The 20083-nt window shown below is 69.5% G+C and carries 23 protein-coding genes; 19 read left to right on the top strand and 4 right to left on the bottom strand.

Annotated features, from left to right (window positions below; all coding sequences use genetic code 11):
• Positions 1–29: 29 nt before the first annotated feature.
• The 14 genes from pyk to hisIE all read left to right on the top strand — a co-directional run bounded on the left by pyk (position 30) and on the right by hisIE (position 11967).
• The gene (gene pyk / locus ACQQ2N_RS19745; protein WP_440223287.1) at positions 30–1493 is read left to right on the top strand and encodes a pyruvate kinase; all 1464 of its coding nucleotides are present in this window, start codon (positions 30–32) and stop codon (positions 1491–1493) included.
• A gap of 10 nt (positions 1494–1503) precedes the next feature.
• On the top strand, positions 1504–2052 hold the full coding sequence (locus ACQQ2N_RS19740) for a hypothetical protein (RefSeq protein ID WP_440223285.1): 549 nt from the start codon (positions 1504–1506) through the stop codon (positions 2050–2052).
• Positions 2053–2130: 78 nt separating this feature from the next.
• Positions 2131–2601 carry an energy transducer TonB gene (locus ACQQ2N_RS19735; RefSeq protein ID WP_440223284.1) on the top strand — a complete coding sequence of 157 codons (471 nt, stop codon included), beginning with the start codon at positions 2131–2133 and terminating at the stop codon, positions 2599–2601.
• A 41-nt stretch (positions 2602–2642) separates the two neighbouring features.
• Entirely contained in the window at positions 2643–3422 is a 780-nt protein-coding gene (gene hutG, locus ACQQ2N_RS19730) for an N-formylglutamate deformylase (RefSeq protein WP_440223283.1), read from the top strand.
• A 55-nt stretch (positions 3423–3477) separates the two neighbouring features.
• A complete protein-coding gene (locus ACQQ2N_RS19725; protein WP_440223282.1) occupies positions 3478–4395 on the top strand; it encodes a DMT family transporter in 918 nt (305 codons plus the stop codon).
• Between the two features lie 188 nt (positions 4396–4583).
• On the top strand, positions 4584–4946 hold the full coding sequence (locus ACQQ2N_RS19720; RefSeq protein ID WP_440223281.1) for a YerC/YecD family TrpR-related protein: 363 nt from the start codon (positions 4584–4586) through the stop codon (positions 4944–4946).
• Complete coding sequence (hisG, locus tag ACQQ2N_RS19715) at positions 4943–5833, top strand: ATP phosphoribosyltransferase (protein ID WP_440223280.1); 891 nt, start codon at positions 4943–4945, stop codon at positions 5831–5833. Before ACQQ2N_RS19720 ends, hisG begins: the two co-directional genes overlap by 4 nt.
• Positions 5830–7137 (top strand): histidinol dehydrogenase, encoded by a 1308-nt coding sequence (gene hisD / locus ACQQ2N_RS19710; protein WP_440223279.1) that lies wholly within the window; start codon positions 5830–5832, stop codon positions 7135–7137. Before hisG ends, hisD begins: the two co-directional genes overlap by 4 nt.
• Positions 7134–8213: a histidinol-phosphate transaminase gene (hisC, locus tag ACQQ2N_RS19705; RefSeq protein WP_440223278.1), complete on the top strand. Its 1080-nt coding sequence runs from the start codon at positions 7134–7136 to the stop codon at positions 8211–8213. The genes hisD and hisC overlap by 4 nt, the downstream gene beginning before the upstream one ends.
• Positions 8210–9277: a bifunctional histidinol-phosphatase/imidazoleglycerol-phosphate dehydratase HisB gene (gene hisB, locus ACQQ2N_RS19700; protein WP_440223277.1), complete on the top strand. Its 1068-nt coding sequence runs from the start codon at positions 8210–8212 to the stop codon at positions 9275–9277. Before hisC ends, hisB begins: the two co-directional genes overlap by 4 nt.
• The gene (gene hisH, locus ACQQ2N_RS19695; protein WP_440223276.1) at positions 9274–9873 is read left to right on the top strand and encodes an imidazole glycerol phosphate synthase subunit HisH; all 600 of its coding nucleotides are present in this window, start codon (positions 9274–9276) and stop codon (positions 9871–9873) included. Before hisB ends, hisH begins: the two co-directional genes overlap by 4 nt.
• Positions 9870–10598: a HisA/HisF-related TIM barrel protein gene (locus tag ACQQ2N_RS19690; RefSeq protein WP_440223275.1), complete on the top strand. Its 729-nt coding sequence runs from the start codon at positions 9870–9872 to the stop codon at positions 10596–10598. Before hisH ends, ACQQ2N_RS19690 begins: the two co-directional genes overlap by 4 nt.
• Positions 10592–11362: an imidazole glycerol phosphate synthase subunit HisF gene (gene hisF / locus ACQQ2N_RS19685; protein ID WP_440223274.1), complete on the top strand. Its 771-nt coding sequence runs from the start codon at positions 10592–10594 to the stop codon at positions 11360–11362. Before ACQQ2N_RS19690 ends, hisF begins: the two co-directional genes overlap by 7 nt.
• Positions 11359–11967: a bifunctional phosphoribosyl-AMP cyclohydrolase/phosphoribosyl-ATP diphosphatase HisIE gene (gene hisIE / locus ACQQ2N_RS19680; protein ID WP_440223273.1), complete on the top strand. Its 609-nt coding sequence runs from the start codon at positions 11359–11361 to the stop codon at positions 11965–11967. The genes hisF and hisIE overlap by 4 nt, the downstream gene beginning before the upstream one ends.
• A 2-nt stretch (positions 11968–11969) precedes the next feature.
• On the opposite strand, the gene ACQQ2N_RS19675 is transcribed toward hisIE, so the two are convergent.
• Positions 11970–13685, bottom strand: coding sequence for a M14 family zinc carboxypeptidase (locus ACQQ2N_RS19675; RefSeq protein WP_440223272.1), 1716 nt, complete (start codon positions 13683–13685; stop codon positions 11970–11972).
• Positions 13686–14010: 325 nt separating this feature from the next.
• Between ACQQ2N_RS19675 and ACQQ2N_RS19670 the strand changes: the two genes are divergently transcribed.
• Positions 14011–14220: a cold-shock protein gene (locus tag ACQQ2N_RS19670; RefSeq protein ID WP_440223271.1), complete on the top strand. Its 210-nt coding sequence runs from the start codon at positions 14011–14013 to the stop codon at positions 14218–14220.
• Between the two features lie 76 nt (positions 14221–14296).
• The gene (locus ACQQ2N_RS19665; RefSeq protein ID WP_440223270.1) at positions 14297–14779 is read left to right on the top strand and encodes an FKBP-type peptidyl-prolyl cis-trans isomerase; all 483 of its coding nucleotides are present in this window, start codon (positions 14297–14299) and stop codon (positions 14777–14779) included.
• A gap of 201 nt (positions 14780–14980) precedes the next feature.
• On the opposite strand, the gene ACQQ2N_RS19660 is transcribed toward ACQQ2N_RS19665, so the two are convergent.
• Complete coding sequence (locus ACQQ2N_RS19660; protein WP_440225808.1) at positions 14981–15964, bottom strand: peptidylprolyl isomerase; 984 nt, start codon at positions 15962–15964, stop codon at positions 14981–14983.
• A 91-nt stretch (positions 15965–16055) separates the two neighbouring features.
• On the opposite strand from ACQQ2N_RS19660, the gene ACQQ2N_RS19655 reads away from it, so the two are divergent.
• Complete coding sequence (locus tag ACQQ2N_RS19655) at positions 16056–16433, top strand: PadR family transcriptional regulator (RefSeq protein ID WP_440223269.1); 378 nt, start codon at positions 16056–16058, stop codon at positions 16431–16433.
• Positions 16430–17350 carry a sensor domain-containing protein gene (locus ACQQ2N_RS19650; protein WP_440223268.1) on the top strand — a complete coding sequence of 307 codons (921 nt, stop codon included), beginning with the start codon at positions 16430–16432 and terminating at the stop codon, positions 17348–17350. Before ACQQ2N_RS19655 ends, ACQQ2N_RS19650 begins: the two co-directional genes overlap by 4 nt.
• Before the next feature lie 3 nt (positions 17351–17353).
• Here the strand turns inward: ACQQ2N_RS19650 and ACQQ2N_RS19645 are convergent, their stop codons facing one another.
• Both ACQQ2N_RS19645 and cysS read right to left on the bottom strand, forming a co-directional pair.
• The gene (locus ACQQ2N_RS19645; protein ID WP_440223267.1) at positions 17354–17806 is read right to left on the bottom strand and encodes a SufE family protein; all 453 of its coding nucleotides are present in this window, start codon (positions 17804–17806) and stop codon (positions 17354–17356) included.
• Complete coding sequence (gene cysS, locus ACQQ2N_RS19640) at positions 17790–19193, bottom strand: cysteine--tRNA ligase (RefSeq protein ID WP_440223266.1); 1404 nt, start codon at positions 19191–19193, stop codon at positions 17790–17792. The genes ACQQ2N_RS19645 and cysS overlap by 17 nt, the downstream gene beginning before the upstream one ends.
• A gap of 215 nt (positions 19194–19408) precedes the next feature.
• Between cysS and ACQQ2N_RS19635 the strand changes: the two genes are divergently transcribed.
• Positions 19409–19948, top strand: coding sequence for a glycine zipper 2TM domain-containing protein (locus ACQQ2N_RS19635; protein WP_440223265.1), 540 nt, complete (start codon positions 19409–19411; stop codon positions 19946–19948).
• Positions 19949–20083 lie beyond the last annotated feature (135 nt).

The following is a 20083-nucleotide window of genomic DNA, read 5'->3' as shown; positions in this document are numbered from 1 at the left end:
TTGCGCGCTCACTTCGAGGGAGGGACTCGATGTCTGCGCAACTGCGACGTACCCGCATCATCGCCACGCTGGGCCCGGCGACCGACGCCCCCGGCATGCTCGAACGCCTGCTCACCGAAGGTGTCGACGTGGTGCGGCTCAATTTCTCGCACGGCCATCCGGACGACCATCGCGCGCGTGCCGGCGCGGTGCGCGCGGCTGCCGCGAAGCTCGGACGCGAAGTGGCCGTGCTGGGCGACCTGCAAGGCCCGAAGATCCGCGTCGAGCGTTTCGCCGACGGGGCGATCCACCTCGAACCCGGCGCGACGTTCACGCTCGATTGCCGTCCCGATGCGCCGCCCGGCGACGCGACGCGCGTCGGCGTCGGTTACCACGAACTCTGGCAGGACGTGTCCGCGGGCGACATCCTGCTGCTCGACGACGGCCTCGTCGCGCTCGAAGTGAGCGCGGTCGCGCCGCAGAGCGTGCAGTGCACGGTCACGGTCGGCGGACGCCTGTCCGACCGCAAGGGCATCAACCGCCTCGGTGGCGGCCTCACGGTCGCCGCGCTGTCGGACAAGGACCGCGCCGACATCCGCCTCGCCGCCGAACTCGGCGTCGAATTCCTCGCGGTGTCGTTCGTCAAGAACGCGGCCGACGTCGAGCAGGCGCGCACGCTGCTGCGCGAAGCCGGCGGCGATGCCGCGATCGTCGCGAAGATCGAGCGCACCGAGGCGATCGCCGTGCTCGGCGAGATCATCGACGCGAGCGACGTGGTCATGGTCGCGCGAGGCGACCTCGGCGTGGAGATCGGCGATGCCGAGCTGCCGGGTCTGCAGAAGAAGATCATCCGCGAGACGCTCGAGCGCAGCCGCGTCGTCATCACGGCCACGCAGATGATGCAGTCGATGGTCGAGTCGCCGATCCCGACGCGCGCCGAGGTGCTCGACGTCGCCAACGCGGTGATCGACGGCACCGACGCGGTCATGCTCTCGCAGGAGACCGCATCCGGAAAGCATCCCGACAAGGCCGTCGCCGCGATGCGCCGTGTCTGCCTCGGCGCCGAGCGCCAGTTCGAGGCCTCGGCCGACTTCGCCCCGGGTGCACCGCTGGATCGCACCGACCAGGCCATCGCGCTCGCGTCGATGTTCCTCGCCGCGCGCATCGGCGTACGTGCGATCGTCGCGCTGACCGAATCCGGCGCGACTGCGCGCTGGCTGTCGCGGCATCGCTCGAGCGTGCCGATCTACGCGCTCTCGCGCAACGCGGCCGCGCGTCGCCGCATGCTGCTGTTCCGTGACGTCTACCCGATCGAGTTCGATCCGCACGACGTCGGCCCGACCCAGGCCGCACGCGCGGCGATCCAGCACCTGTTCAACCTCGGCCACCTCGCCGAGGACGACCGCGTGATCCTGACCACGGGCGATCACACGGGGCGTCTCGGCGGCACCAACACGCTCAAGCTGCTGCGCGTGGGGCCTGCGGGGCTCGCCGAAGGCCTCGGCGATCTGTGAGGCGGCGCGTGTGAGGACCAGTATCCATTCGATCCTGTGCATCGCGATCCGCCTCGGCGCGGTGCTGATGGCGTGGGCGACGTTCGCGCAGGTCCTCGCTCTGGTGGCCGGCGGCATGCTCGAGCAAGGCGGCGTGTCGCCGTGGCTGGTCGGCGGCCTAGCAGCGGTCTCGTTCGTCATCGCGGTGCTGCTGTGGCGGTTCCCGTCGCCGCTCGCGAGCTTCGCGCTCGGCCGCGGTCGCCACGAGGTGTTCGAGAGTCCGATCGGTGTCGCCGAGTTGCAGTGGATCGCGCTGAGCGTGCTCGGCATGTGGTTCGTCATGACGGGCCTGAGCCATGTGGCGTACTGGGGGCTTTCGCATGCGGCGGCTTCGGAGTACGTCCGGTTGACCGACGACATGCGGCGTGCGCGGGTCGTCGAAGGCATCGGCTACGCGTTCGACATCGTGCTCGGCCTCGCGCTCGTGTTCGGATCGAAGGGGCTCGTGGCACTGCTTCATCGCATGCGCCACGGACGTGCCGCGGCCACGTCGACGTCATCGGCACCGTCCGCGGACTGAGCGACGAGGAAAGCACGTCGTCCGGGCAGGGTTCACGCCATGGCGTTATGCTGCGCGCCGTCGATCCGGAGAATCACGATGTTGCGCAATCTCGCCCTGTCATTCGCCCTCGCCGGACTGCCGCTCGCGGCGGTCGCGCAGGAGGACGCTCCGAAATCGGTTCGTCCCGAAAGCCTGTCCAAGTACTGGGTCATGATGCACGCGTCGATCCAGGCCGACGTACCGCTTTCGGGCAAGAACATGAACGTCCCGGGTTGTGCGACGGTGTCGTTCGTCGTCGAGAAGAACGGCCGCACGAGCAACATCAAGGTGCAGAAGGTCGAGCCGGCCGGCGACCTGGCGACGGTGGCCTACAGCGCCGCGGCGAACCTGCAGTTCGAGCCGACCATGATCAATGCGGGGCGCGACCGCATGTTCAGCTCGCTGATCTTCCCGTTCAACCTGCCGCCCGATCCCGAGGCGCGTACCGCGATCATGCAGCGCTGCGCGATCGAGCCGCTGCGCTGGAGCGATCCGGCTGCACGTCCGGCTGCCGCCGCGGCGAAGTAACGCGACGGATCACGCGGTCGCGCCGCGCTAGACTTGCGCGCATGACCGACATCTTCACGCTGCACCGCGGCCGCGCGCCGTTGCTGATCAGCCTGCCGCATGACGGCAGTGCGGTTCCCGACGGCATCGCCGCGCGGCTCACGCCATCGGCTCGCCGCGTGCCCGATACCGACTGGCACGTCTCGCGCCTCTATGCGTTCGCCGAAGCACTCGGTGCGTCGATCCTCGCGCCGCGCCATTCGCGCTACGTCGTCGACCTCAACCGTCCTCCGGACGACGTCTCGCTGTACCCGGGCCAGAACACGACGGGTCTGTGCCCGATCGTGCAGTTCAGCGGCGAACCGGTGTACCTCGACGGGCAGGCACCGTCGCGCGACGAGATCGAGGCGCGCGTCGACACGTACTGGCGGCCTTACCACGAGGCGCTCGCGGAGGAGATCGCGAGGCTGCGCGACGCGCACGGCCGCGTGGTGCTGTGGGAAGGCCATTCGATCCGCAGCCTCGTGCCGTTCCTCTTCGAAGGCCGCCTGCCGGACTTCAACGTCGGGACGGCTTCCGGCACGAGCTGCTCGACCGCGCTGCGCGAACGCCTGCGCGGCGTCCTCGATGCGCAGGATGCGTATTCGGTCGTGCTCGACGGCCGCTTCAAGGGCGGCTACATCACGCGCCACTACGGACGCCCCGACCACGGCGTCGACGCCGTGCAGCTCGAGCTCGCCCAGCTCAACTACATGGACGAGGACAGCTTCGCGTACCGCGACGACGTCGCGGCACCGACCCAGGCGCTGATCAGGCGCCTTCTCGAAGCGGCGCTCGCGTGAGACCACGCTTCACGGCACCGCCACGCCGGCCGATCGCCGCGAGCGATCTTCGTCGGTGACGGCCGCCGCGGCGAGGGATCCAGGTCGGCGCTGGATCGGCTTTGCGCTCGCCGCGTTCGGTGCGATCGCGTTCTCGGGCAAGGCGATCATCGTCAAGCTCGGCTTCCGCTACGGTGCCGATGCGGTCACGCTGCTCGCGCTGCGCATGCTCGTCGCGCTGCCGTTCTTCCTCGCCATGGCGGCGTGGGCGCGGCGTTCGCTCACGCGCACGCGCATCGGCACACCCGACGCACTGCGCATCGTGATGCTCGGGTTCTTCGGCTATTACCTCGCGAGCTTCCTCGACTTCGCCGGCTTGGCCTACATCACCGCGACGCTCGAACGCCTGATCCTCTACCTGACGCCGACGATCGTGCTCGCGATCGGCGTGCTCGTGTTCCGGCGCCGGCCGACGCGCGTGCAGCTCGGCGCGCTCGCGCTGAGCTATGCCGGTGTCGTGCTCGCCTTCGCCCACGACCTCGAGGTCGGCGGAAGCGACATCGCACTCGGCAGCGCACTCGTCTTCGCGAGCGCACTGAGCTACGCGATCTACCTGGTCGGCAGCGGCGAACTCGTCGCGCGCGTCGGTGCGATGCGGCTCACCGCGTACGCGAGTACGGTTGCCTGCGTGCTGTGCCTGGGCCAGTACCTGCTGCTGCGCCCGCTCGATGCGGTCACCGCGATCCCCGCAGCGGTGTGGTGGCTGAGCCTGCTCAACGGCACGCTGTGCACGGTCGTGCCGGTGCTCGCAGTCATGATGGCGATCGAGCGCATCGGCTCGGGGCTCGCGGCGCAGGTCGGCATGCTCGGTCCGGTGTCGACGATCGTGCTGAGCCTGCTGGTGCTCGGCGAGCCCATGGGGCCCTGGCAGGTCGCCGGCACGCTGCTCGTGCTGTCGGGCGTCCTGCTCGTGTCGCGGGCCAGGCCCGCGTAGGGCAGGGACCGCAACGCGTCCAGCCGCAACGACCGATGCCGAGGGAGTCTCCGCGCGGCCCGTTCATCGACGATCCCGAAACTTTCGCGATGACGCCGTGCGGCGCCGTGCCGCGACCTTCCGGCCTTGCGCATGGCGGTGAGCCACGGTATCGTCCGCGCCCCATCGTATTAATGCGCTAATACATCATGAAGCGTCGATCCCTGCAGGCCGAGACTCCCGATGCACGCGCCGAGGAGAGCCTGTGCAAGGCCTTGCTGTCACTCGGCAGCGTCGCGGACATGCGCGCCTTCCTGCGCGACCTGTGCACGCCGGCCGAGCTCGAGGCGCTGGTCGACCGCTGGCGGGTCGTGCCGTACCTGCTCGACGGCATGCCGTATCGCGAGATCCACGAGCGCACCGCAGTCAGCATCACGACGATCGGCCGCGTCGCGCGCTTCATCAACCAGGGCAACGGCGGTTACCTCGCCGCGCTCGCGGGTGGAGCGGCGGCACGCAAGTCGGCCCAGCCTGCGCGGCGGCGAACGGCTTCGAGCGGAGCACGTGCATGAGCGCGCGTGACCGCCTGCGCATCGCGATCCAGAAGTCGGGTCGCCTCAGCGACGCCTCGCAGGACCTGCTCGCGCGCTGCGGCCTCACCTTCAGGCGCAGCCGCGACAAGCTGTTCTGCTTCGGCGAGTCGCTGCCGGTCGACCTGCTGCTCGTGCGCGACGACGACGTGCCCGGCATGATCGCCGACGGCGTCTGCGACCTTGGCATCGTCGGACGCAACGTGCTCGCCGAGCAGGCGCTCGGTGCAGGGCCGGAGCCGGCATTCCGCGAGCTGCGTGCGCTCGGATTCGGCCAGTGCCGACTCTCGCTGGCAGTGCCGCAGGAGTCGACCTGGGAAGGCCCCGCCGGGATCGCCAGCCAGCGCATCGCGACGACGTATCCGAACCTGCTCGCCGACTGGCTGCGTCGTCACGAGGTCGAGGCGAAGATCGTGACGCTGTCGGGCTCGGTCGAGATCGCGCCTCGCCTCGGCACGGCCGATGTCATCTGCGACCTGGTTTCGAGCGGCGCGACGCTGGCCGCGAACCAGCTTCGCGAAGTCGCGACCGTGCTCGAGTCCGAGGCCGTGCTCGCGGGCGGCGCCGCATTGCCGAACGACGAGCGTGCCGGCCTCGCGCAGATGCTCATGCGCCGCATCGACGGCGTGATCCAGGTGCGCGTGTCCAAGCTCGTCATGCTGCACGCGCCGCGCGCGGCGCTCGATGCGATCACGCGTCTGCTGCCGCAGGGCCAGCCGCCGACGATCATGCCGATCGAGGGCAGCGTCGACGACATCGCGCTGCAGGCCGTCTGCACCGACGCGATCACCTGGCAGCACCTCGAGGACATGAAGCGTGCCGGCGCGCGCCAGATGCTCGTCTTGCCCGTGGAGCAGATGCTCGCATGAGGCGCGTGGACTGGAACGATCTCGACGAGGCTGGCCGCCGCGAGGCGCTCGCGCGGCCGCCGCAGGCGAGTGCCGCCGACACGCGTGACGGCGTGCGCCGCATCCTGGCCATCGTGCGTGCCGACGGCGACCACGCGCTGCTCGCGTTCACGCGCCGCTACGACGGCTGCGAGCTCGCGAGCATCGCCGTGGGCGAGGAGGAGTTCGAAGCCGCCGAAGCGTCGCTCGACGACGCGCTGCGGTCCGCGATACGCGAAGCCGCGGCACGCATCGAGGCGTTCCATCGCGCGACGATGCCGCAGCCCGTGCGCCTCGAGACCGCGCCCGGCGTCGTCTGCGAGCGCGTGTCGCGCCCGATCGCGCGGGTCGGCCTGTATGTGCCGGCCGGTGGTGCGCCACTGCCGTCGACCGCGCTCATGCTCGGCGTGCCGGCACGCATCGCCGGCTGTCGCGAGATCGTGCTGTGCACGCCGGCACGCCCTGACGGACGCTGCGATCCGGCCGTGCTGGTGGCCGCGCGTCTGTGCGGCATCACACGCGTGTTCAAGCTCGGCGGTGCACAGGCGATCGCCGCGATGGCCTACGGCACCGAGTCGGTGCCGCGATGCGACAAGCTGTTCGGGCCCGGCAATGTCTGGGTGACCGAGGCCAAGCTGCAGGTCGCCGCCGAGCCCGGCGGTCCGGCCGTCGACATGCCGGCGGGTCCGTCCGAGGTGCTCGTGATCGCCGATGCGGAGGCCGATCCGCGCTTCGTCGCCTCCGACCTGCTCGCGCAGGCCGAGCACGGCGAGGACTCGCAGGTCGTGCTCGTGTCGCCCGACGAGGCGATCGTCGATGCCGTCGTGGCCGAGGTCGAGCGCCAGTGCGCGCTGCTGCCGCGTGCCGAGGTGGCGGCGCGAGCGCTGGCGCACGCGCGCTTCTTGCTCGTCGACTCGCTCGAGGACGCCGCCGCGGCGAGCAACCTCTATGCACCCGAGCACCTCATCCTCAACGTGCGCGAGCCGCGCACGCTGCTCGAATCCATCGAGAGCGCGGGCTCTGTGTTCCTCGGCGCCTACACGCCCGAATCGGTCGGCGACTACTGCAGCGGCACCAACCATGTGCTGCCGACCTACGGCCACGCGCGTGCATGGAGCGGGCTATCGGTGGCAAGCTTCGTCAAGCAGGTCACCGTGCAGGAACTCACGCCGGACGGCCTGCGCGCGATCGGGCCGTGCGCGATGACGCTGGCGCGCGCCGAACGGCTCGACGCGCATGCGCGCGCCGTCGGTGTGCGCCTCGACGTACTGGAGACCGCGCCATGAGCATCCTCGATCTCGCCCGTCCCGAAGTCCTCGCCTTGACGCCGTACTCGTCGGCGCGCAACGAAGCCGGCACCGCCGACGTCATGCTCAACGCGAACGAATCGCCGTGGGGACCGACCGGCGCGCAGCCCGAATTGCGCGGACGCCCGCTCAACCGCTATCCGGATCCGCAGCCGCGCATCCTCGTCGAGCGCCTCGCGGATCTCTACGGCGTCGATCCGGGCCAGGTGCTCGTCGGCCGCGGCAGCGACGAGGCGATCGACCTGCTCATGCGCGCGTTCTGTCGACCCGGTCGCGATGCCGTGGTCGTGTCGCCGCCGACGTTCGGCATGTACGCGGTGAGCGCGGCGGTGCAGGGCGCGCGCGTCGTCGAGGCGCCGCTCGGTGACGGCTTCGCGTTCGACGTCGATGCCCTCGTCGCCGATCTTCCGGTCGACACCAAGCTCGTGTTCCTGTGCTCGCCCAACAACCCGACCGGCGGCACCACGCCGCTCGCCGACATCGCGCGGCTCGCCGGCGCACTGCGCGGTCGAGCGTTGCTGATCGTCGACGAGGCCTACATCGAGTTCGCCGACCTGCCGAGCGCAGCCACGCTGCTGCGCGCGAACGAGAACCTCGGCGTGCTGCGCACGCTGTCCAAGGCCTGGGCGCTCGCCGGTGCACGTGTCGGCTGTCTGCTCGCCATGCCCGAGATCGTCTCGCTGCTGCGCCGGATCATGGCGCCTTATCCGCTGCCGACTTCGAGCGTATCGGCGGCACTCGCCGCATTGACGGCCGAAGGGCACGCACAGACACACCAGCGCGTCGCGTTGATCACATCCGAGCGCGAGCGTCTCGCGAATGCGCTGTCGCGCCTTCCCGGCGTGATCGAGGTGCTGCCATCGCGTGCGAATTTCCTGTGCGTGCAGTTCGAGGATGCGCCGGCGGTCTATCGCGCCCTGCTGCGCGCGGGCATCGTCGTGCGCGACGTCGGCCGCTATCCGCGCCTCGAAGGCCACCTGCGCATCACGGTCGGTTCGCGCGAGGAGAATGCGCGGCTGCTCGAGCAGCTGATCCGGCAGCAGGCCGCCGCATGAGTCGACGGCGCATCCTGTTCGTCGACCGGGACGGCTGCCTGATCGAGGAGCCTGCGGACTTCCAGATCGATCGCTTCGACAAGCTAGCGCTGCTGCCGGGCGTCATTCCCGCGCTGCTGCGCTGTGTCGCCGCAGGCTACGAGCTCGTCATGGTCACCAACCAGGACGGCCTCGGCACATCGAGCTTTCCCGAGGCCGACTTCGAAGGGCCGCACGCGCTGCTGCTGCAGATCCTCGGATCGCAGGGCATCACGTTCCGCGAGGTGCTGATCGACCGCAGCTTTCCTCATGAAGGCCTCGACACGCGCAAGCCCGGCATCGGCCTCGTGCGCCACTGGCTCGCGCGCGACGACTGGTCGCGCAAGGCTTCGGCGATGGTCGGTGATCGCGACACCGACCTGCAGTTCGCGGCCAATCTCGGCGTGCGTGGCCTGCGCGTCGGCCCGGCGGGACAGGCGTGGCGCGAGATCGCGCACCAGCTGTGCGACACGCCGCGTGTCGCCAGCGTCGTGCGCGAAACGCGCGAGACGCGCATCGCCGTGCGTGTCGACCTCGACGCCGGTGCGCGGTCGAGCGTGCGTACCGGCCTCGGTTTCTTCGACCACATGCTCGACCAGATCGCCAAGCACGCGGCGTTCTCGCTCGACCTCGATTGCCACGGCGATGTCGAGGTCGACGAACACCACACGATCGAGGATTGCGCGCTCGCGCTCGGCCAGGCCTTGCGCGAGGCGCTCGGCGACAAGCGCGGCATCGGCCGCTACGGCTTCACGTTGCCGATGGACGAGACGCTCGCGAGCGCCGCGCTCGATCTTTCGGGCCGGCCGTATCTCGTCTTCGAAGGCACGTTCCCGCGCGAGCGCGTCGGCGAGGTGCCGACCGAACTCGTGCCGCATTTCTTCCGCTCGCTGTGCGAGACGCTCGGCGCGAACCTGCACATCACGGTGCGCGGCGACAACGCGCATCACATGGTCGAGGCCTGCTTCAAGGTGTTCGCGCGCACGCTGGGGCAGGCGATCCGCCGCCATGGCGACGACCTTCCGAGCACGAAGGGAACGCTGTGACCGCGCACGACGTGGTACTCGTCGATGCGGGCGGCACCAACATCGGTTCGGTGCGATACGCGCTGCAGCGACTCGGCGTGGAGGCCTCTCTGACACGCGACGCCTCGCGTATCCGCGCGGCATCGCACGTGATCCTGCCCGGTGTCGGCGCGGCCGGGCCCGGCATGGCGCGCCTTCACGAGGCCGGTCTCACCGAGGTGCTGCGTGCACTCGAGCAACCTGTTCTCGGCGTCTGCCTCGGCATGCAGCTGCTGTTCGAGCATTCCGAGGAGGGCGATACGCCGTGCCTCGGTGTCATCGGAGGGCGCGTGTCGCGCATCGCGCCGGGCGGCCAGCGGCGCGTCCCGCACATGGGATGGAACCGCCTCGTCGTCGATCGCGACGATCCCCTGTTGCACGGCCTCGGCGACGAGGCGTATGCGTACTTCGTGCACGGCTACGCCGTCGCGCGTGGCCCCGCGACGCTCGCGTCGGTCGATTACGGTGCGCCATTGTCGGCGGTCGTGCGTTCGCGCAACTTCACCGGCATGCAGTTCCACCCTGAGCGCTCGGCCGCAGTCGGCGCCCGCCTTCTCGGGAATTTCCTCGCCTCATGAGCTTCGTCGTCCTTCCCGCCCTCGACCTGCGTGGCGGTCGCGTCGTGCGCCTGCGCCAAGGTGACTACGCGCGCGAGACCGGCTACGCGGTCGATCCGCTCGAGCAGGCACGTGCCTACCGCGACGCCGGCGCGACCGACCTGCACGTCGTCGATCTCGACGGTGCACGCGAAGGCCGCTTCGAGAACCTGCGCGTTCTCGAAGGCCTGTGCACGCTCGGTCTGCGCGTGCAGGCCGGCGGCGGCGTGCGCGGCGAAGACGACGTGAAGCGTCTGTTCGACGCCGGCGTGGCGCGCGTCGTGGTCGGCAGCGTGGCCGTACGCGAGCCCGACCGTGTCGTCGGATGGATCGGCACGCACGGCGCGGACTGCCTCGTGATCGCACTCGATACGCGCCACGACGGTTCGGCGTGGACATTGTCGTCGGCCGGCTGGACCGAAGCCGCGCCCGACACGCTCGATACGCTCGCACCGCGATTTGCCGCCGCGGGCGCCCGCCACCTGCTGTGCACCGACATCGCGCGCGACGGCATGCTCGCGGGGCCCAATCTCGATCTCTATGCGCACGTGCGCGCGATCGCGCCCGCGCTCGCCGTGCAGGCATCGGGTGGCGTGCGCGACATCGCCGACGTGGTCGCCCTGCGCGCCTCGGGCGTCGCCGGCGTCGTGCTCGGCCGCAGCCTGCTCGAGGGCACGCTCGACGTGGCCGGGGCACTCGCATGCTGACGCGTCGCCTCATCCCGTGCCTTGACGTGCGCGACGGGCAGGTCGTCAAGGGCGTGCGCTTCCGCGACCACGTCGTGGTCGGCGACATCGTCGACCTCGCGTTGCGCTACCGCGACGAAGGTGCCGACGAACTCGTGTTCTACGACATCACCGCGAGCCCGGACGGGCGCAGCGTCGACCGCGACTGGGTCGAGCGTGTCGCACGTGTCATCGACATCCCGTTCTGCGTCGCCGGCGGCATCCGCGACGTCGAGGTCGCGCGCGAGGTGCTGCACGCCGGTGCGGACAAGATCTCGGTCAACTCGCCCGCGCTCGAGCGTCCGGAGCTGATCGACGAACTCGCGGCTGCGTTCGGCGTGCAATGCGTGGTCGTCGGCATCGACAGCATGCGCGACGACGACGGCGAGTGGCGCGTGCGCCAGTACACGGGCGATCCGTCGAAGACGCGTGCGCTCGCGAGGCGCACGCTCGACTGGGTCGTCGAGGTGCAGCGCCGCGGCGCCGGCGAGATCGTGCTCAACTGCATGGACACCGACGGTGTGCGCACGGGTTACGACATCGCGCAGTTGCGCGCGGTGCGCGCGTGCTGCGACGTGCCGCTCGTGGCATCGGGCGGCGCCGGCGAGCCTGCGCACTTCGTCGCCGCGTTCGAGGAGGCCGATGTCGACGCCGCATTGGCCGCGAGCGTGTTCCATTCCGGTGCGATCACGATTCCCGATCTCAAGCGTGAACTCGCCGCACGCGGCGTCAAGGTGAGGCCATGAGCGACGACGCGGACTGGGACAAGGGCGAGGGCCTGCTGCCTGCGATCGTGCAGCATGCGCACACGGGCGAGGTGCTCATGCTCGGCTACGTGTCGCGCGAGTCGCTCGAGGCGACGCGCGCGAGCGGCCACGTGACGTTCTTCAGCCGCAGCAAGCAGCGCCTGTGGACCAAGGGCGAGCAGTCCGGTCACGTGCTGCGCGTCGTGTCGATGCACCTGGACTGCGATCGCGACACCTGGCTCGTGCGTGCCGAGCCGCAGGGTCCGACCTGCCACACGGGCGCACGCACCTGCTTCGTCGACGCGCCGCCTCCGCCGGTCGCGTTCCTTGCCGAACTCGATGCGCTGGTGGCGACGCGTGAACGCGATCGTCCCGAGGGCAGCTACACGACGCGCCTGTTCGAGTCGGGCCTGCGGCGCATTGCGCAGAAGGTCGGCGAGGAGGGCGTCGAGACGGCGCTCGCCGCAGTCGCGCAGGACGAGGACGCGCTGCTCGCCGAGTCGGCCGACCTCGTGTTCCACCTGCTCGTGTTGTTGCGCGCGCGCGGCCTGGGTCTCGACGATCTCGTGCGCGTGCTCGAGGCGCGCCACCGCGCGCCGGGCTGAGCTCAGTCCGGCGCGATCTCCAGACCGTCACGGAAGATGCGGTCACCGGATTCGAGGACCTGCACGTAGACGGCGTCCGGTGCTCCTGCGGTGCCGCCTCCCGAGGCATTCACGCCTTGCACGTACACGAGATGGCGTCCCGGCGCGAGGCCGTTCATCGGCACACGTGCCATGACGCGTTCCTGCGTGCTGTTGTAGGCGCCGTCGACCGGTTCGAATGCGGTCACGCCGCCGTCGGTCTGCCACGGCAACCTGCCGACATAGGCATGCGCCGAGGTGATCGCGAAGGTCGGTTGCGCGGCGCTGGTCTGGCGGAAGCGCGTGTCGTCGATCGTCGCGCGGATGACGGCATCCTCGCCCGGCTCCACCGCGTACTCCACTGCGAGCGAATGCACGTCGGGGCCCTTGCCGAGGCGGTACGGTGCCTCGGCCGTGCGCGCCGCGAAGCGCAGCGCCTGCAGGTTCACGGGCAGGATCGTGTTCTCGAACGAGCTGCACGGCTGGAAGAACTCGGTGCCGATCTCCATGACGTAGGCCGGTGCGCCGAGTTGTCCGTAGACGAGGTCGATCGTGCCGCCGTCGGTGGCGTACAGCTGCGAGGCGCGCTGTGGCGTGTAGCCGTTGAACCAGGCGATGCGACGGCCGAGTGTCTGCAGCGCCTCGCCGTTCGGGGATACGGTCAGCGTGTCGCCCCACGGCCACAGCACGAGGCCGGCGTAGCTGTGGATGTCGAAGAAGAGGCCCTTGTAATCGTCCGGCGCCGCGACCGTGACGGCGTCGTCCTTGCGGTCGGGCAGGGCGCCGCCGACGAAGGCACCGTCGGGCCCTGGCGTGCCGGCGACGTAACGGATCAGGTTCTGCGTCTCGGGTTCCGATGCCGGCGTGGGCCCGCGGTAGACCGCGTTGCACGCTGCGCCGCTCGAGCCGCCGGGCGCCGTGTTCCAGTGGAATGGCCAGTTGCGGTTGAGGTCGATGCCGGCATGGTTGTTCGACGAGGGGGTACCGCAGGAGGTGCCGTTCGTCGTGTTGGTGTTCTTGCGCCAGAGCACGCCGGCCTCGGCCTTCTTGCGACCATCCGGATTGGCGTGCAGCACGAGGCGGAAATCGACGTGATCGACCAGCCAGGTCGCCTGCGGGTCGCGGCCGTATCCGTCGAGGAGTCCTTCCGCGAAGCGCGTGACGAGTTCGGCCGGCGCGTACTCGCGCGCATGGATCGAGGCGAGCACGACCATGCGCGGACGCTCCGGGTTATCGGCGAGCGTGTCGTGGCGCGTGATGCGAAGCGCGTACATGTCGTAACCCGCGCCGGGGCCGTTGTCGCGCTCCCAGGTCGGGCCGAGCGACTCGATCGAGGCGAGTTCCGGGTAGGCCGCGACGAGGGCCTCGGCGTCCGTGCGCGTCTCCTCGACGGTGCGGTAGCAGGCGAACTGCGGGATGCTGCGCAGGTCCCCGGGGGGAGCGGCGAGCGCGCGCAGCTCAGCCGTCCTCACCATGTCGACCGAGACGTGCATGCCGGCCTGCTCGAGCAGGCGAATGCCGTCGTCGTCGGTGTCGACGCGCAGCACGCGCGCCTTCTCGTCGACCGTGACATGGGTGAACAGGCCGCCGACGCGCCGCAGCGCGGCGGGATCGTCGTAACGGGCTTCGACGTACCACTCCGTGGCGAAACACTCCATCGTGGCCAAGGCGAGGACGCCGGCCAGGAAGGGTCTGAACACGCGAGGATCCCCTGACACGAAAGCGCGTGACACTAGCGTGCCGGGGCGTGTCCGGGAAGGGGCGCCCCCCCGCCTGAGGCTTCCCCCTGGGGCTTACCCTTGGATGGGCCTAACCGGTTAACGAATTGTTCGCAATTGTCAAAAGGCTGGCGTACACTCCGCGCCACTGTGTATGCCGGAGTCACAATGAATCGTGACATTGGTACATGCCGATCGTTGATCTGCCTGTCTGCCGCGTCCCGCACTTCCTCCTTGCACACCCAGTACCCGCGACGGATCGAACGGTCCGCGCGTTCCCACATTTTGTTTGTCCAAGGATTCAGTCATGTCCAATCGCGAAAACGGCACGGTCAAGTGGTTCAACGACGCCAAGGGTTTCGGCTTCATCACGCGTGAGTCGGGCCCGGACGTGTTCGTCCACTTCCGCTCGATCGAAGGCAGCGGCTTCAAGTCGCTCGCCGAAGGCCAGAAGGTCAGCTTCACGGTCACGCAGGGCCCGAAGGGTCCGCAGGCCGAGGCCGTCCGCGCCGAGTAACCGGTCTTCCGGTACGTGTCACCGGCCCTGGACGTTCGCGTCCGGGGCTTTTCATTTGTATCGAGGGAAAACAGCCATGCAGATCGCCGACCGCACCGTCGCGTCCTTCCACTACACCCTGACCAACGATGCCGGCGACGTCGTCGACAGCTCGGCCGGCCGCGAGCCGCTGACCTACCTGCAGGGCGCCGGCAACATCGTGCCGGGCCTCGAGAAGGCGATGGAAGGTCACGTCGCGGGCGACGTGTTCAATGTCGACGTGCCGGCCGCCGAAGGCTACGGCGACTACATCGAGGAACTCGTGCAGGTCGTGCCGCGCAAGGCCTTCGCCGGCGTGGACGATCTCGAGGTCGGCATGCAGTTCCAGGCGCAGACGCCGGGCGGCATGCTGCCGGTCATGATCACCGAGATCAACGGCGACGACGTCACCGTCGACGGCAACCACGCGCTCGCCGGCGAGACGCTGCATTTCGCGATCGAGATCGTCGAGGTGCGCGAGGCCAGCGTCGAGGAAGTCCTGCACGGCCACGTGCACGGCGAAGGTGGTCATCACCACTGAGTGACGCCGCGTGACGGCGCGGGGATGCGCGCATCCCCGGCTTCACGCGCACGCGGCAGCAGGGATCGAGGCGCGACGCGCCTCCTGCGGCCACGGTGGAATCCGCTGTGCGGGTTCCACCCTACTCATCGCGCGCAAGGCGCAACTGCTGCAGGCGACTCCGCCGATGCCTCGCAGGTACGCGCGAACTCCGCGTCGGGATCAGCGTGCCGGCGGCTCGCGCACGGGGATCGGCACGTTGCACAGGTCGATGTGGCCTGCCGGCACGTGGTACCAGTCGTCGCGTCGGTTGCGGCGTGATTCGACGAGTGACGCGAACGTCGCGGTCTCGGTGCGCATGACCTCGAGCGGCGTGCGCTCGGCCTGCGGCACGTCCGCGGCGACGCGTACCGAGGTGATCGGCGTGCGCTTCGCGGGATCGTCGTAGAAGCCCATCGGCGCGGGTCCGCGCGGCAGCGCGGCGAGCAGCTCCATGCCCTTCACGACGCGACCAACCGCGGCGATGTTGCGCTCGAGCTGACGCGGCGCGTGGCCGATCACGGCGTAGAGCTCGGCGCCGCTGCCCGAGTCGACAGCGTTGTCACGCCCGGCACCGACCACGCCGTAGCAGTGCGCGACCCAGGTTTCGCCGGTCTTCGGGTCGCGCCCGACCGGGAAACCTTCCGAGAACCCGACCTCGGCGGCGTAGACGTCGCCGTCGGCGAGTTTCGTGAACGGCACGTCCTTCGACGACCGCGTGAATTCGGGCGCGAGGGTCTTGCTGGCCTTGCCGAGCGGACGCGCCTTGTCCTCGCCGGCGTTCGGGTCGCCCCACTGGGTGACGAAATTGTCCTGTACGCGCAGCACGGCGAGACCGTCGAAGTAGTGCTCGCGCGCGAGCGTGCGGATGTTGGCCGCGTGCAGCGGCGTGAAGCGCTCGGCCAGCTCGATCACGACACGGCCCGAAGGCAGGTCCATGTAGAGCGTGCGTTCGGGATCGAGCGCACGCCAGTCCGAGGGCTTCGAGGCGGCGATCACGTCCTGCATCGTGAGCGGCTTGGCCGGTTTCGCGTCGGGGGCCGCCGCGGCCAGCTCCGGCATGGCAGCGAGCAGGGCGAGCGCGGCGACGAGGGACGACGGCAGGAAAAGGGGGCGGGTCATGCCGGAGCCTCGCGCAGGATGGGCCGTCAAGCGTAGCGCAGGCAGGTGGGCCGGCCTGGCATGACTTCCGACGCATGAGCTAGTACGAACTTCACACTAACATGCACATCGTCACGTGATTGATAGGACGGCAGGCATGGGTGACGAAGACCTCCACCTCAGGAAATTCCAGAAGGAGCTCTCGGCCGGCACGGTATCGCTCGTGCTGCTGGCCGTGCTCGCGCAGGCGACCGAGCCGATGTACGGCTACCAGATCGCCAAGCGCCTCGACGACGGCGCGGGCGTGGTCGCCGGCAAGCAGAGCGCGCTGTATCCGGTGCTGCGCAACCTCAGCGCGGCCGGATTGCTCGACAGCGAGGTCGAACCGTCGGTGTCCGGTCCGCCGCGCCGCTATTACCGCATCACCACGCTCGGGCGCATCGTGCTCGCGCAGTGGGTCGCGTCGTGGACCGCCACGCGCGACTTCGTCGACACCGTCCTCGATCCGTCCACGCCACAAGGGGCCCAGGCATGAACACGCCGATTCCGCGCACGATCCGCGAGTACCTCGACCAGCTGCGCCAGGCCCTGCAGGGCGCCGACCCCGCGATGATCCAGGACGCGCTCTACGACGCCGAAGAGCATCTGCGCGCCGAGATGGCCGAGCACCCCGAACTCGACGAGGCGGCGCTGCTCGCGAAGATCGTCACGAGCTATGGCGCGCCCGACGAGGTCGCCGAGATCTATCGCGTCAAGGAGGGCGAGGTCGAGCGTGCGCTGCGCCCGCGGCCGCGTCCGGCTGCGCCGACGGCGCAGAAGCGTTCCGCGCTCGCGGCGTTCTTCGGCATCGCGCTCGATCCGCGTGCCTACGCCGCGCTGTTCTACATGGCGCTGTCGCTCGCGACCGGCATCTTCTACTTCACATGGGTCGTGACCGGACTGGGCCTGTCGGCCGGCTTCGCGGTCCTCATCATAGGCGTGCCGTTCATCGTGCTGTTTTTCGGCACGGTGCGCGCGCTGTCGTTCGTCGAGGGCAAGATCGTCGAGGCCATGCTCGGCGTGCGCATGCCGCGGCGGCCGCTCTACGTCGATCGCGGGCTGTCGATCTGGGCGCGCATCGGCGAAATGTTCACCGATCCGCGCACGTGGAGCACGATGCTCTACATGATGCTGATGCTGCCGCTCGGGGTGGTCTACTTCACCATCGTCACGACCGGGCTCGCGATATCGATCAGCTTCGCGATCGCGCCGTTCGCCTACCTGTTCATCGACCACGGCATGATCGTCATGTACGACGGCGAGCCGAGCTGGACCGCGCCGTTCTGGATGCTGCCGCTGCTCACGATCACGGGCGTGATCGGATTCTTCCTGATGCTGCACCTGGCCAAGGCGATCGGCCAGCTGCACGGGCAGATCGCCAAGCACCTGCTCGTGCGCGTGGCGGGCGACTGAGGCTCAGGCGGCGAGCGTCTCGGCGGCGTGGCGGCGGATCGTCGCGAGCATCGCGGCGAGGCCGTTCGAGCGTGTCGGGGAGAGGTGCTTGGCGAGGCCGATCGCCTCGATGAAGCGCGGTTCGGTCGCGGCGATCTCCGCGGCCGGCCGGCCCGAATAGACGCGCAGCAGCAACGCGATCAGGCCCGACACGATCGACGAATCGCTGATCGCGCGGAAGTGCAGGGCGGAGGCATCGCCTTCGCCGACCAGCCACACCTGCGACTGGCAGCCGGTGACCTTGTGCTCCTCGGTGCGCAGCGCGTCGGGAAACGGCGGCAGCTTGCGGCCGAGGTCGATCAGGTACTGGTAACGCTCGGTCCAGTCGCTGAAGAATCCGAATTCCTCGGCGATCGCCTGCTGGGCGAGTTCGGCCGTCGCCTCGGCCGGCGGCACGACGTCAGGCGGCACGGTCATCGTTCCCCACCACCTTCCAGCGGGCGCCTTGCGGGCTGTCCTCGATGACGATGTTGCGCGCGGCGAGCTCGACGCGGATCGCGTCGGCGCGCGCGTAGTCCTTGGCGGCGCGCGCGGCGAGGCGCTCGTCGAGCAGGCCTTGCACCCAGGCGGCGTCGATCGCGTCGCCGCCGACGGTCTGCTGAAACCAGGTTTCGGGGTCCTGCACGAGCAGGCCGAGGAAGCGTGCGGCGCCGAGCAGGGCCATTTTGGCGGCCGGGCGCGCGTCGCCGTCGGCCTTGCGTGCCTCGTCGGCGAGCCGAGCAATGACCGCGAAGGCTTCGGGCGTGTTGAGGTCGTCGCAGAGGGCCTGTTCGAGATCGGCCGGGACGTCGAGCGCGGACTCGTCGACGACGACGTCCGCGCGGTCGCGCAGCACGCCATACCAGCCGTCGAGCGTCGCGCGCGCCTGCGCGAGCGCGCTGTCGGACCAGTCCAGCGGCTGGCGGTAATGCGCCTTGAGCAGCAGGAAGCGCAGCACCTCGGGTGGGTGGCGATCGAGCAGTTCGTGCAGCACGAGCACATTGCCGATCGACTTGGACATCTTGCGCCCGTCGAACGTCAGCATGCCGTTGTGCAGCCAGTAGCGCGCGAACACCTTGCCGCCGTGCGCGCAGGTGCTCTGCGCGATCTCGTTCTCGTGGTGCGGGAACATGAGGTCGTTGCCGCCGGCGTGGATGTCGATCGTCTCGCCGAGGTGGGTCGCCGCCATCGCCGAGCACTCGATGTGCCAGCCCGGGCGGCCGCGGCCCCACGGGCTGCCCCAGCCCGGGAGATCGTCGGTCGATGGCTTCCACAGCACGAAATCGGCCGGATTCTTCTTGTAGGGAGCGACCTCGACGCGCGCGCCGGCGATCATGTCGTCGACCGAGCGGCCCGAGAGGTGGCCGTAGTCGGCGTAGCTGGCGACATCGAAGAGCACGTGGCCTTCGGCTGCGTAGGCATGGCCGGCCTCGATGAGGCGTTCGCACAGCGCGACGATCTCGGCGATGTGGGCGGTCGCGAACGGCACCACGTCGGGCGCGTCGACGCCCAGCCGCGCCATGTCCTCGACATAGGCCCGGGTGTAGCGCTCGGTGATCGTGCCGATCGGCACGCCGGCCTGCGCGGCGGCGGCGTTGATCTTGTCGTCGACGTCGGTGATGTTGCGCGCGAACACGACGTTCGGGTGGCGGCGGCGCAACAGACGTGCCAGCAGGCCGAACACGACGGCCGGTCGCGCGTTGCCGATGTGCACGTAGTTGTAGACGGTCGGACCGCACACATACATCGTCACGCGCGCCGGGTCGGCGGGTACGAAGTCTTCGACCTTGCGGGTCAGGGAGTTGTGCAGGCGCAGCGTCGTCATGGCATCGGCGGGACGTCGGGGGTCGCGGATGATAGCAGGCGTGCCGGCACGCCCGGCCGCCAGATGTTAAGGCCAGCAGGCCTTAGTTAGCATTCAGTGAAATGATGATGTAATCCGGGCTTACGCAATGTGGGCGCAGCGTGTCCAGGGACACGCGACCGGAGCGCATCGAACCCGGCAGACCGTCCGCTTCCCCGATGCTGGAGGTTGTTGTGATGTTGAAGTACGCACTGGCCGCTGCCGTGGTCGCCACCTTCGCCGCGACGGCTCATGCGCAGGACCGCGACCGCTACGACGACCGCGTGTCCGAATCCTCGAAGGTGGCCTGGGCCGACGTGCTCAGCGTCGATCCGGTCTACGACTATGTCGAGACCTCGCGTCCGCGCGAGGAGTGCTACGACACCGAGGTCGAGCACCGCGACACGCGCGGCAACAATGCCGCCGGCACCGTGATCGGCGCCATCGTCGGCGGCGCGCTCGGCAACACGGTGGGCAAGGGCGACGGCCGCAAGGCTGCCACCGTCGCCGGCGCCGTCGTGGGCGGTGCGATCGGCAACAATGCCTCGCGTCGCGACGACCGTTACTACACGAGCACCGAGACGCGTTGCCGCAGCGTCAACGATTACGCGCGCGAACGCCGCGTGATCGGCTACGACGTGCAGTACCGCTATCGTGGCGACGTCTACATGTCGCACCTCAACTACGACCCGGGCGAGCGCATGCGCGTCCGCGTCAGCGTCGCCCCGGCCGAGTAAGGTCGGGTCTGGCTCCCGACCCGCGGCCGTCCATACGGCCGCGGGTTCCGCGCGTCCTGTTGCGCGGCAACATGAATCACGGTAACGTCGCGCCCATGCAGCACCACCTTTCCGACGGCGACTTCCAGTCCAGCG

Origin of the sequence: Dokdonella aquatica, from assembly GCF_051987395.1 — a bacterium.
Classification (GTDB): Bacteria; Pseudomonadota; Gammaproteobacteria; order Xanthomonadales; family Rhodanobacteraceae; genus Dokdonella.
Note: the sequence above shows the minus strand (reverse complement) of the source record. Positions and strands in the feature narration are given on the sequence as shown.